This window comes from Xenorhabdus aichiensis, assembly GCF_028598775.1.
GTDB classification, from domain to species: Bacteria; Pseudomonadota; Gammaproteobacteria; order Enterobacterales; family Enterobacteriaceae; genus Xenorhabdus; species Xenorhabdus bovienii.
Window position 1 is genome coordinate 32285 of record NZ_JAQRFO010000027.1, and the last position, 12847, is coordinate 45131.

General features: G+C 42.1%; 12 protein-coding genes, 1 other RNA gene and 1 pseudogene. 9 read left to right on the forward strand and 5 right to left on the reverse strand.

The window, feature by feature from the left end:
- Positions 1-21 precede the first annotated feature (21 nt).
- From nadK to bamE, 3 genes are all read left to right on the forward strand, one after another.
- Positions 22-900: an NAD(+) kinase gene (gene nadK / locus PSI22_RS12955; RefSeq protein ID WP_273580112.1), complete on the forward strand. Its 879-nt coding sequence runs from the start codon at positions 22-24 to the stop codon at positions 898-900.
- Positions 901-996: 96 nt separating this feature from the next.
- Positions 997-2670 (forward strand): DNA repair protein RecN, encoded by a 1674-nt coding sequence (gene recN / locus PSI22_RS12960; protein WP_273580113.1) that lies wholly within the window; start codon positions 997-999, stop codon positions 2668-2670.
- Positions 2671-2783: 113 nt separating this feature from the next.
- Positions 2784-3128, forward strand: coding sequence for an outer membrane protein assembly factor BamE (gene bamE, locus PSI22_RS12965; RefSeq protein WP_038186998.1), 345 nt, complete (start codon positions 2784-2786; stop codon positions 3126-3128).
- 64 nt (positions 3129-3192) lie between these two features.
- Here bamE and PSI22_RS12970 read toward each other — a convergent pair whose 3' ends face one another.
- Both PSI22_RS12970 and PSI22_RS12975 read right to left on the reverse strand, forming a co-directional pair.
- The gene (locus PSI22_RS12970; protein WP_273580114.1) at positions 3193-3486 is read right to left on the reverse strand and encodes an RnfH family protein; all 294 of its coding nucleotides are present in this window, start codon (positions 3484-3486) and stop codon (positions 3193-3195) included.
- The gene (locus PSI22_RS12975; protein WP_038187003.1) at positions 3479-3913 is read right to left on the reverse strand and encodes a type II toxin-antitoxin system RatA family toxin; all 435 of its coding nucleotides are present in this window, start codon (positions 3911-3913) and stop codon (positions 3479-3481) included. Before PSI22_RS12975 ends, PSI22_RS12970 begins: the two co-directional genes overlap by 8 nt.
- Positions 3914-4070: 157 nt before the next feature.
- Between PSI22_RS12975 and smpB the strand changes: the two genes are divergently transcribed.
- Entirely contained in the window at positions 4071-4553 is a 483-nt protein-coding gene (gene smpB / locus PSI22_RS12980) for an SsrA-binding protein SmpB (protein WP_238099107.1), read from the forward strand.
- Between the two features lie 50 nt (positions 4554-4603).
- Positions 4604-4967, forward strand: a transfer-messenger RNA (tmRNA) gene (gene ssrA / locus PSI22_RS12985).
- Positions 4968-5537: 570 nt separating this feature from the next.
- Here the strand turns inward: ssrA and PSI22_RS12990 are convergent.
- Positions 5538-6053: a GNAT family N-acetyltransferase gene (locus tag PSI22_RS12990; protein ID WP_273580115.1), complete on the reverse strand. Its 516-nt coding sequence runs from the start codon at positions 6051-6053 to the stop codon at positions 5538-5540.
- Positions 6054-6164: 111 nt separating this feature from the next.
- Here PSI22_RS12990 and PSI22_RS12995 point away from each other — a divergent pair, with 111 nt between their 5' ends.
- The 3 genes and pseudogenes from PSI22_RS12995 (at position 6165) to PSI22_RS13005 (ending at position 8732) form a co-directional block, all read left to right on the forward strand.
- Positions 6165-6341: a hypothetical protein gene (locus tag PSI22_RS12995; RefSeq protein ID WP_273580116.1), complete on the forward strand. Its 177-nt coding sequence runs from the start codon at positions 6165-6167 to the stop codon at positions 6339-6341.
- 466 nt (positions 6342-6807) lie between these two features.
- Positions 6808-7320, forward strand: a pseudogene (locus PSI22_RS13000) (transposase); the annotation flags it as partial.
- A gap of 482 nt (positions 7321-7802) precedes the next feature.
- Positions 7803-8732: a tail fiber protein gene (locus PSI22_RS13005; RefSeq protein ID WP_273580117.1), complete on the forward strand. Its 930-nt coding sequence runs from the start codon at positions 7803-7805 to the stop codon at positions 8730-8732.
- A gap of 733 nt (positions 8733-9465) precedes the next feature.
- Here PSI22_RS13005 and PSI22_RS13010 read toward each other — a convergent pair.
- The gene (locus PSI22_RS13010) at positions 9466-10020 is read right to left on the reverse strand and encodes an AidA/PixA family protein (protein ID WP_273580118.1); all 555 of its coding nucleotides are present in this window, start codon (positions 10018-10020) and stop codon (positions 9466-9468) included.
- Positions 10021-10609: 589 nt separating this feature from the next.
- On the opposite strand from PSI22_RS13010, the gene PSI22_RS13015 reads away from it, so the two are divergent.
- Positions 10610-10993: an SH3 domain-containing protein gene (locus PSI22_RS13015; protein ID WP_273580119.1), complete on the forward strand. Its 384-nt coding sequence runs from the start codon at positions 10610-10612 to the stop codon at positions 10991-10993.
- 28 nt (positions 10994-11021) lie between these two features.
- Here the strand turns inward: PSI22_RS13015 and prpR are convergent, their stop codons facing one another.
- Positions 11022-12677: a propionate catabolism operon regulatory protein PrpR gene (gene prpR, locus PSI22_RS13020; RefSeq protein ID WP_273580120.1), complete on the reverse strand. Its 1656-nt coding sequence runs from the start codon at positions 12675-12677 to the stop codon at positions 11022-11024.
- Positions 12678-12847 lie beyond the last annotated feature (170 nt).

Sequence of the window (12847 nt, forward strand, 5' to 3'; positions counted from 1 at the left end):
ATGCTGAAGGAAACAACAGCAATGAATAACGAATTCAAATGCATCGGTATTGTCGGCCGTCCACGTCACCCTGAAGCGCTGGCCACCCATGAAATGCTTTATCACTGGCTGATATCCAAAGGATACTACGTCATCATGGATAGACAAGTTGCTAGAGACATTGGTTTAAAAGGTGTTCAGACTGGAGGATTGACCGAAATCGGCAAAATAGCTGATCTGGTGATTGTTGTTGGCGGCGATGGCAACATGCTGGGAGCTGCCAGAGTATTGTCACGCTATGACATCAAAGTGATTGGCATTAACCGTGGCAATTTAGGCTTTCTGACGGATTTAGATCCCGATAATGCCTTGCAGCAGCTTTCCGAAGTACTCAATGGAGAATATCGAGACGAAAAACGTTTCCTACTGGAAGCTCAAGTCACGAAAAAGGGACAGAAATCACGGCGCAGTACGGCACTGAATGAAGTCGTGCTGCATCCGGGCAAAGTCGCTCACATGATTGACTTCGAAGTTTATATTGATGAGCGTTTTGCGTTTTCCCAACGCTCAGATGGCTTAATCATTGCGACCCCCACAGGCTCAACAGCCTACTCGTTGTCTGCTGGTGGGCCAATATTGACACCAAACTTGAACGCCATTGTGCTGGTACCGATGTTTCCACACACGCTTTCAGCGCGCCCTCTTGTTATCAGCAGCGAAAGCAGCATTCGTCTGAAATTCTCCCGGAACAGCAATGACTATGAAGTAAGCTGTGATAGCCAGATCGTGTTGCCGATCCAGGACAGTGAAGAAGTCATTATCAAACGCAGTGAATATAACCTGCACTTGATACACCCGAAAGATTACAACTATTTCAATACACTGAGTACGAAGCTGGGTTGGTCGAAAAAAATGTTCTAAAAACGTAGGCCTCCCACTTTACTGTATAAAAAACCAGTTTATACTGTGTGAAAGTACAGACATGTTTTTATATACAGGAAAGGTAGGAGGAACGCGATGCTGACTCAGTTAACCATCAGTAATTTTGCTATCGTTCGCGAACTGGAAATTGATTTCCGCTCAGGAATGACAGCAATCACAGGGGAAACCGGCGCAGGTAAATCCATCGCCATTGATGCGCTGGGCTTATGCCTTGGCAATCGAGGCGAAGCCAATATGGTTCGTGCTGGTGCTACCCGTACTGACATCTGTGCCCGTTTTTCATTGGCGGATGCGCCTTCTGCCCGTAAATGGCTTGAAGCCCACCAGCTTGATGAAAGTCGTGATGACGACAATGAGTGCCTGTTGCGGCGCACGATTACCGCTGATGGGCGCTCCCGTGGTTTTATCAATGGCACGGCTGTCCCCCTTTCCCAGCTACGTGAATTAGGTTCACATCTAATCCAAATCCATGGGCAACATGCCCACCAATTACTTTTAGAAAACCGTCACCAAAGGCGTTTACTGGACATTTACGCTGGCGAATTTGAACTGCAGTATGAAATGAAGCAGGCTTACCAACAATGGCGGCAAAGCTGTCAGGCACTCGTCCAATTTCAACAGCAGGCTCTTGAACGCCGCTCTCGCCAGCAGTTACTCGAATATCACTTGAAAGAACTAAACGAACTGGCACCACAAGTCGGTGAATACCAAGAACAGGATAGCGAATATAAGCGGCTGGCAAATTGCGGGCAGTTTCTCTCTGTCAGTCAGAACGTTCTCCAGATCTTAAATGATAATGATGAGCAGAACATTGTCAGCCTTCTGAATTACGCACGAAACGAACTGACTGAACTGGCCAGCATGGATCACAAATTCAACGAACTGCTTAACATGCTGGAAGAAGCCGCCATTCAAATTAATGAAGTCAGTGATGAATTACGTCATTACAGTGATCTACTGGAATTAGACCCTAACCGCCTGTTTGAATTGGAACAGAAAATTTCGCAACAAATCAGCATGGCTCGTAAACATCGCGTTAAGCCAGAAGAACTGCCTGCCCTGCACCAACAACTTATGGAAGAGCAACATCAGCTCTCCCAGCAGGAAGATGATTGCGCCCATCTCAGTGAACTCGTCAGCCTGCATTATCAACAAGCGCTCAATGTGGCAGAAAAGCTACATCAGGTTCGCCAACAATATGCTGTAGAATTAAGCCAACTGATCACCAACAGCATACATCAACTCTCCATGCCTCATGGGCGTTTTACCATTGACCTCACATTTGAACCCGAGCATTTAAATATTGATGGTGCCAGCAAAGTTGAGTTTAACGTAACAACAAACCCGGGACAGCCTCATCAATCACTGGCAAAAGTTGCTTCTGGTGGCGAACTTTCCCGTATGGCACTGGCTATTCAGGTCATTACAGCCAAGAAAATGGAAACGCCTGCATTAATCTTCGACGAAGTGGATGTCGGTATCAGTGGCCCAACAGCGGCGATCGTTGGCCGCCTGCTGCGTGAATTGGGAGAATCGACCCAAGTTATGTGCGTAACACATTTACCGCAAGTCGCAGGATGTGGGCATCAACACTTTTATGTCAACAAACAAACCGACGGGGAAGAAACAGAAACCCAAATGCAATTATTGGACAAAAAATCCCGACTCCAAGAGCTGGCGCGGCTTCTGGCCGGTAATGAAGTCACAAAAAACACGCTGGCCAATGCAAAAGAGCTATTAGCGGCATAAATTAATACAACTTTTTTGTATACTTGAAGTCATAGGTAAAACGCTGAAAGGTTTTCAATCTCTTCAATGTTTATTATCATCGACGGCCTTACTCCTAAAGGAATGTAATTACTATGCGCTGTAAATTGTTGACTGCCGCTACCGTATCACTTGTTATGCTGACTGCGGGTTGCTCCATGTTTGAGCGAGTTGTTTATCGTCCTGATATTAATCAAGGGAATTACCTGACACCGGCTGCGGTATCAAAAATCCACAAAGGAATGACTCAACAACAAGTCGCTTACACTTTGGGAACACCAATGCTGACCGATCCGTTTGGAAGTCAAATTTGGTACTACATATTCCGTGAGCAGCCAGGCCATAAGAAGGCCACACAAGAAACATTGACACTCACCTTTGATAGTAATGGTGTATTGACTGATATCAAGAATGAAAAAGCTCTGCCAGAGGATCAGTAAAACGCGGAATTTTATTTATTCGCCAGTAATGCATCTGGCGAATAAATAGATATCGGAATAAATGTTATTGAGTGCTATTTTTAGCTCGTTCAGCCCGTTTACGACGCATTTCTTTTGGATCGGCAAGAAGGGGACGATAAATTTCTACACGATCCCCTTCTTCCATCGTATCGGACAATTTAGCCGGGCGACTATAAATGCCGATTTTATTCTTAGTCAAATCGATATCACTACGTAATGTCAAAAGACCAGATGCGACAATCGCCTGTTCGATAGTCGATCCCTGAGGTACTTTCACATTACAAAGATATTGCCGTTCAGGCAGAGCATAAACGACTTCGACATTGATATCAGACACTGTAAACCTCACGCGCACGTTGGGTAAAAGCCTGAACCATATTACCAGCTAATTCCTTAAACACCTTACCAAAAGCCAACTCAATCAACTTGTTGGTAAACTCAAAGTCGAGATGTAGCTCAACTTTACAGGCATCCTCGCTAAGTGGGGTAAAATGCCACCCGCCCATCAGCTTTCGAAAAGGCCCATCAACAAGCTGCATACTGATACTTTTATTATCAGATAACGTATTGCGCGTCACGAACGTCTTACTGATCCCTGCCTTGGAGACCTCAACAGCAGCCGTCATCTCATTATTACTACGACTTATTACACTGCTACCCACACATCCCGGTAAAAAATCCGGATAAGACTTTACATCGTTGATCAATTTGTACATTTGTTCCACGCTGTAAGGTACTAACGCAGAGCGACTAATCTGTGGCATATCATTTCCTGTAAAACGTAACAGCACTGAATAGTATCATTTAAATGTGGTTAAATAAAAACCTGATGGCGTTTGGAACAATAAATATGCATTTATTGCTAAATATCACTCAGAAGAGATTTCTTTCATTAACGCATACAGTATAATACAACGCATTATGACAAAGAAAAAAGCACACAAACCCGGTTCGGCAACAATTGCCATGAATAAGCGAGCCCGCCATGAATACTTCATCGAAGAAGAATTCGAAGCTGGCTTATCGCTACAAGGTTGGGAAGTAAAATCACTACGCGCTGGCAAGGCAAACATCAGTGAGAGTTACGTTTTGCTCAAAGATGGTGATGCTTATCTTTTTGGTGCCACAATCACACCATTAAATGTCGCTTCTTCCCATATAGTTTGTGATCCGACACGGTCACGCAAATTACTCCTTAACAAGCGCGAACTTGATTCACTATATGGTCGAGTCAATCGCGAAGGTTATACAATCGTTGCGCTTTCCATGTACTGGAAGAACGCTTGGAGCAAAATCAAAATTGGCGTTGCGAAAGGTAAAAAAGCGCATGATAAACGTTCAGATATCAAAGAACGTGAGTGGAAAGTAGACAAAGAAAGAATAATGAAGAATTCAGGGCGTTAATCACTGGCATTATCATCCAATATTCTGATATACTTGCTTTTAACATACTTGGGGCTGATTCTGGATTCGACGGGATTCGCGAAACCCAAGGTGCATGCCGAGGGGCGGTTGGCCTCGTTAAAAGCCGCAAAATAATAGTCGCAAACGACGAAAACTACGCACTAGCAGCTTAATAACCTGCTTAGAGCCCTCTCTCCCTAGCCTCCGCTCTTAGGACGGGGATCAAGAGAGGTCAAACCCAAAAGAGATCGCGTGGATGCCCTGCCTGGGGTTGAAGCGTTAAATCCAATCAGGCTAGTTTGTTAGTGGCGTGTCTGTCCGCAGCTGGCAAGCGAATGTAAAGACTAGACTAAGCATGTAGTACCGAGGATGTAGGAATTTCGGACGCGGGTTCAACTCCCGCCAGCTCCACCAAATTTGGTGGGTCAGTGTCAGGACAACAACTTGAAAAACAGTCAGTTAGCAAAGTTGATGGGACACTACCATGACAGTAAAAGGACTTCAAAGTGCACGTAAAATGCACGTGAAGTTAAAATCGAAACACCTCAGATTCCCCCTCTGAGGTGTTTTTGTTTGCAACTAATGTATTTCCATTTGTAAAAAAGTGTAACAAAAACACACGCCATTTTTGCCTGTTTTGGGTCTGATTTACCCTTCAGATCACTCCCTCTAAAATTCATATCGAAGAACAGACATCGTTATTTTGTTCGAAAAATTCACCGTCAAAATCCCTCTCTAAACTGACGTATTTCTGTACACATAAACAGTGCTTTTAAATATTCAGAATTTTTGATGATATTTAGCTGATGTACACTTTTTGCCAAAAAATGGAGAAGCCTGAGATGAAGGAGAGGTGGGAAGGAAAGCTACTGTCATATTTTGGTTACTCCCCATGATGGCACGGAAAATCAATACAGTAACTCAATCGAGGGAAAGTCCTTTTCATTCGTTAAGGATAGATTTGTTCATTAATCAGTAGATCTCTTAGGACCCTGACATTAGTATCCTAGAACCAGACAAACGAAAACGCAGAAAACGAACCCCATCTAACTCAACCTCTCCGTCAGGCTGAAATCCTAAGCGAAAAATACCTTTTATCCTTGTTCTGGAAGGGGGAAGTAAAATGGTGATGGTTTCTAAATTCATCTCAGTAAATGCACGTCTGACTATCTCGTCATAGATTATCTTACCTGTCCCCCAATAATCAGGATGTAGTACCAGAGCAAGATCTGCATCTCCTTCCTCAAACTGAAGCCCTCCCCAACCTGCAAATTTATTGTCAATCACAAATGCCCACGGTCCATAACCATACTGAGCCCATTGGGCTTCTTTTTGTGTTACCCATTTCAAACACTTTTCATGGTCGAAGTTTGGGCTACCAAGCGGCATTTGACGCAAAACCTCAGGGTGGTTATGGAGTACGATGATGTCATCGATGTTTATTTGCGTCAGGTGTTTAAATTCCAGCTTCATTTTTTCTCTAATTTGTATATTTTTCATTATGATTATTGACCTTATTCTGACGCTTTTGTATCAATCATCCTGACGCCCAGTTAGGGTATAGGTTAAACTGGCTGATGAGCATGTTAGATAATTATACAGATAAATAATATGAGTATTTCATTTGAGAAAGCGACATTGCAGCATAAGGAGCAAGTTCTTAGTTGGTTAGATAAACCTTACGTTCAAGAATTTTGGGACAACAGTGACGCCTATCGAGTTGATCTCGATATCTTTATGAAAGGTAGAAAAATACAAAGCTCCTATTTTGATGGAATTTTTGACTGAGAGGAGAACTTCCTTGGAAAAGGACTTGCTGCTATAGCAATCAACGAATTCATAATGTTTTACCGATAGACGCTAAAGCAGATATGTTTCTCATCGATCCGGACAGCAATAATCAAAAGGCGTTACCGGCTTATGAAAATGCAGGTTTTATCTGAGCCGGAGAGTTTTTAGCTATTTCTGGTATTTATGAAGGTTATGAAACGATACTCATGACGAAAAAGATTTAATTTTGGTCTTGGTTACACATACAAGGGGCAACAGAAAAGGTTGCATACTTTATTTTTTGAACTCTGAGGCGACACAGACGTCGCCGGAAGAATTGAATGTAATGGTCTTCATAGCACCTAGCCTCAGGATTTACCGCCCTAACCAGATCAAAAAATGAACTTATCGAATGAAAGGGACTTCCCCTCGATTGAGTTACTGTATTGATTTTCCGTGCCATCATGGGGAGTAACCAAAGCAACTGCGCCACTTGGTTACAGAGCACAGGGAAACACTATCGGGCTGGGTCAGACAATGTGTCGATGACCTACTCAGGCATATTGACAATCTTGAACTAAAGATTGCTGATTACTATCGCATCCTGGTAAAAATAATTAATCAGGATGTACGCAGAAAAAATATCATGAAATTCAAAGGCATGAGACCGATAACAGCCAGTGCGTTAGTTGCCAGTATTGGTAATGGACATGATTTTAAAAATGGCCGACAACTAGCAGCATGGCTGGGTTTAACGCCGTCGCAGTACAGCAGTGGAGGAAAGCCCCGTTTGGGAAAAATCACCAAAGCTGGCAATGGTTATCTGCGCACGTTACTGGTTCAGGGAGCGCGTTCTGTGATGATTGGCGTGGAGCATAAATCAGATCCCTTCAGCCAATGGGTAAGTTCTTTGATCAAACGCCGGGGTTACTGGCACGCAGCGGTGGCCATTGCGGCAAAAAACTGGGCATCGCTGAATTATGGTGATAACTTCAGATTGTATTCATCATTTTGCATACCAATATTTTTGGTGTTCAAACTGAACCTCTTAAAGAGGGGAGTCTCTCAAATTGGAGGCCCTTAAACTGAAGGAATCCCTACAACTGCCTCCGTTTGAAACGGAAGGATGCCCGCACCATGCAAAAGACTTAAGAGTTAAAGGTGAGAAATCCCGCCTTTAGATAACTTGTTGACTTTACGTAATTCCCGCTCAGAACAGGAATTCCGGTTTTCTGACAAAAATAATAAATATCAATATCTTAAATTAAAGGGGAGAATTATCCTCTTTAAATGCTAAGTCTTATCAGTCAGCCATAGACAAATAGATTTTATTAATGCCCTACCAACCATTCCGTGCCATCCTAATCAGAAGTTCTCTCCGGTATTGATGAACCTTTTTATTAGTGTTCACAGGCGGAGAAGTAGCCCGCCTTCATGTTATTTAGCAATACACGTTGTTGATTAAATGAGGGAATAAATATGAGCATTCAAGATAAGAAGCCTGAATCAAAAGCCTTAGAAGAAGATGACGTTGTCATAGTGCCGACCAGAAAATATGTCAAAGACTCCATTCAAAATCACGCCCAGAGCCGTGATCATCCTGATGCAACACTTAAAGATAAAGGATTTGTGATTCTAAGCAATGATGTCGATAGTGATAGCGAAACTAATGCGGCAACACCAAAAGCAGTTAAAGCTGCATGCGATTTGGCAAATACTGCTAATAAAAACGCTAGCAATTCAAATGATAACGCCAATACTCGATTAGAGAAAAATCGGAATGGGGCGGATATTCCTGACAAAGAAACATTTGTGAAAAATATCGGATTAGCGGAAACCGTGGAACGGGCAAAAAATGCGGTAACTATTGATACAGTATATCCTGTCGGTATTGTTTTATGGTTTGCGCAAAATAAAAACCCCAACAACCTATTCCCTGGTACAACTTGGAAATATATTGGCGAAAATAAAACTATCAGATTGGCATCTCTAAATGGTTCAGACGTTTTATCAACAGGAGGGAATGACTCAATCACTTTGAGCGCTGCACAAATACCTGCTCATAATCACTCATTCTCAGCCACAACAGACCCATTTGATTATGGAACAAAAACAACGAATAGCGCCGGTGAGCATTTTCATGATAGTGGTTGGGGAGAAGCATATACCGATACAGATAAAGCACGATATGGAGTTTATGATAATACGAATAATAATTATGGCTCCCACTCCTCTGATTGGGATAATTATAAATATAACACCAGTACTGATGGAGCTCATCAACATGAAGTTGATATTGGTAGTCATACCCACACCATATCAGGTGCAACATCAAACACTGGTAACGGAGAAGCAATCGATATTACCAACACGTATATTATGTTGATGGGATGGTATAGATCGGCATAATGATGCGATTACATTAGCTGAATATCCGATTATTTTGGGGCGGTTCTTTACGCCCCTTCCGCCTCCCCCTGCCCCAAATCCCACACCGAATCCCCCAACATCTGACCACAATTCTCCCAATCCACCCAACTAATCGTTAATCTCCTCTATTGGCTATTTATTGAATGAAGATAGCGTTTCAGGTTGCCACTCTCTTTCGCTTCCGCCAGTGCAAACAGGCGGGATAGTTTTTTTGCTCGGAAAAGGGAATGACATTCATTTTATTAATGGTAATTAAATTCTCTGTCTTTTTTTTATTATTTTCTATAGTTAGTTATTTTTTCATTTCAGACAGAAAATTTAAAAAAACTATAGTATCATCGCTATTAATTTCTATCGTTTTTATTTTAGTTGAAATTTTTTCTCCAGCACTACTTTACTGTTTTTTATATCTCTCTGAGTTAGCTTATAATGTCGTGCATTAAATGCACGACATTCGTGTAGATTACCTCTATTGCTACGAACTTTATCGTGTACACCTATTTGGGTTGTGTATTTAATGTGTTGAGAGCATATGATGAAATACAATGAAATTCATAATACACATTTTTAATACGTAACCGAATTATCCTCTATTTATGAGACCGAAAATACCAGAAAATAGACGACTATATTCAATAAATAAGCAAAAAGGTCGCGCATCGCGCGACCTCTAAAAGCTAAATCAAATTAAAATTTTCTTGCTAAAGAGAAATTATTTATTATCCAGAACAATACCGGGTTCTATCGCTACATAGCCTTGCAGAACACCTTCTTTATATATTCCGATAATACATTCATAGTACATCACACGCACGCTACCATGATAAGGCAATTCATTGACTTCAATCATCCAGTAGTAGCTTCTAATTTTTTGCATGTCTACGTCTAATGGATTATCCATTTTCATGACAGGCATCATTTTAATATAATGTTCTACTTTAGGTAGATCCATCATTTTAACTACATCTTCCTGAATCATTTTCTCTGCCATTGGCACAAATTTCAATACAGAGATAGAGTACATGGGATTATTATTTAACGTAATTCCATTAAATCGGATCATGTCGCCAACATTGGCTTTAATAACAATATCCCCTACATCATCAATTGAAACAACTTTTTCATCTTCAGGTAAAATGCGGATATATTTGTCATAAACGACTGAAGGATGAAGTGAAACAGGTTTATTAATGTCTTTGCTAAGCTTGCCATAGTCATTAATAATATCTTCAGTCCTTATAGCCATCAATATATCAATCATTTTCATTATAGTACCCTCATTAGTTAATGGTATTAGCCTATTTTTATACGCGACCAACATAACACTGGATCTACTCTTCACTTATAAGCTGCTTACGGACTAAATAATAGCAAAACAATATAGAAGCCAAACCTCAAAAAGCGTCTCACGACAAAATAAATTGATCATGATAAAATAATACTCAATTATGTTTAAAACACATTACTTACCAATCATATTTAGATTAATGATTTCATATTATCGTTGTATTATGGCACTATAATGAATATAATTTACCACATCACTTAAAAACAATTAACCTCATAAACCTTAGCATTTTCATTGTTATTAACATAACACTCATTATGGACTGTAGAAAAGAACAATCCTTATTTATTATAAATATCCATAATGTGATAAATCAGCAATACACTCATCACTCTATTAATAATATATTTATTTTTATAATTTCACAGCTAAATAAGTTACCTTTGTTTTTTATTTATATTTATTTTTCCAAAACCATGTCAAAAATAACATACCGATATAATAAAATTCAATGTATAATTACTCATTATCATTCCAGCGACTAAATTAGTGAAAATGTGGAGAAGAAATGCTTAGAAAAGGCATTGTTACCTGTAATTACTTCAGCGCTTTCCCAAATCCAATCAGGTTACAGGCTGGAGATATCGTCTCAATCAGTCACAGTGACATTGAATACCCTTACTGGATTTGGACAACAAATGCCTCAAATATAAGTGGGTGGGTTCCTCAGCAAATTCTAAGCTTCACCCATGCAAACAAAGCAATATGCAATGAAAATTACATCGCCCATGAATTGACAGTGAAAGTAGGAGAATGTCTGTATCTGGAGAAATCACTCAATGGCTGGTTTTTGGCTCACAAAAAGTCCGGAGAAGCAGGTTGGATACCACAGGAATATATTGCATTTCAAAAATGTCACATTGGTGATAGTTATCACAATATTAGTCAATAAGGAGCCTATTCCAATAAGGTTTTTCCATTTAATCTTTCCCCGGCTCTTGCTTTAACCTCCGCCATAACGTCGTGCGGCTAATTCCCAGATATTCTGCCGCCGCCTGTCGATTACCCGCAAATCTCGCCACAATATCATGGACAGAGGAAGAAACCGCCATTGAAGAAGGAGATTCAATCTCGGAAGTTTTCGCGTTGTTCTTCACCGAACCGATATCAGTCTGCCGCTCAGGTGAAAGCGATAAGATCAAGGCCGGTGTCAATGTCTGTTCGGGGTGGGCACTTAAGTATAGTGCAATCCTCTCCATCAAATTACGCAGTTCCCGCACATTACCCGGCCAATGGTAAGATTGCAGCGCTGCATGACAAGCAGAGAGCTCCCGTATCCTTGACGATGAAACAGGCAAGTTAAGCGCTGCAAATGCCCGCCGCAGATACTCCACGGCCAGCAGCCCAATATCACTCCCTCTTTCACGTAATGCCGGAACATTAATTCGCAGCACACTCAAGCGGTAGAAGAGGTCTGCCCGGAAGCGCCCTTCTCGCACCCACGTATCTAAATCACAATGGGTGGCACAAATGATCCGAACATCAACGGCAATCGGACGATATCCCCCGACCCTGACGACGGATTTTTCCTCCAGCACCCTCAATAACCGCGTTTGCAGTGGCAATGGCATTTCGCCGATTTCATCCAGAAACAGCGTTCCTCTGTGCGCGATTTCAAACAAACCCGCCCGCCCCCCTCGGCGGGAGCCCGTGAAAGCGCCTTCTTCATAGCCAAACAGCTCTGCTTCCAGTAATGACTCGGTAATGGCACCACAGTTGACCGCAACAAAGGGACGCGGATGTTTACCCACAGACTGTCCATAACGCAGGCTGTATTCATGATGAATGGCCTGCGCCACCAGCTCTTTCCCCGTACCACTTTCCCCTTGAATCAACACCGTGGCCGTCGAGCGGGCATACAGCATAATCGTGTTACGTACATGCTCCACCGCAGCGGAATCACCTCTAATATCGTTGAGCGTATGACGAATGCGTAACTTATCCTCCGTAGGATAAGGCGAACTCGACACCAGATTGAGTTTGGTCATTCTGGCCATTTCCAGCGCATCATGAAATGCCTGCCGGATAGTATCGGCAGAATAGAGAAACACCCCCACCAGCTCGGCTTCATAAGCCAGATCGGTAATCAGCCCTGCGCCCACAATAACCTTGATACCTACGGCTTTCAGCGCATTGACCTGCGCTCTGGCATCTTCTTCCGTCACATAGCTGCGCTGTTCAATCCGCAGGTTGAAACGCTGCTGAAATTCTTCTAATGCTGGCAGGGTATTCTGATAAGTGATGACGCCAATCCGGGCGCTGATTTGCCTCGCGCGCGCCAGTGCCTGCATGAAATCAAAACCACTGGATTTGGCGATAATCACCGGCACGGATAAACGACTTTTTAAATAGGCACCATTCGAGCCCGCGCAAATCACGGCATCACAGTGCTCCGTTTCCAGACGTTTACGAATATGCTGAACCGCCTGTTCAAAACCAAGATTAATCGGTGTGATATCAGCCTGATGATCAAATTCCGGCGTGATGTCACGAAAAAGATCAAAAAGCCGGGAAACCGATACTGTCCAGATAACCGGTTTGTTGTTATCACGCTCCCCTGTGTGTCCTGACGCCATTTGTTCCCCCCTCTTGTTCTTTTCGATTTTTGATAAGCTCGCCACAATGTTTCATTTTTTCAGAATTGAAACAAAAATGAAACATTATTGATTCAATATGAAACAAGTATACATTATGCCTAATAGATGTACAGTTATCATGCAACAAGCACGAATAGCGCTATTCCATT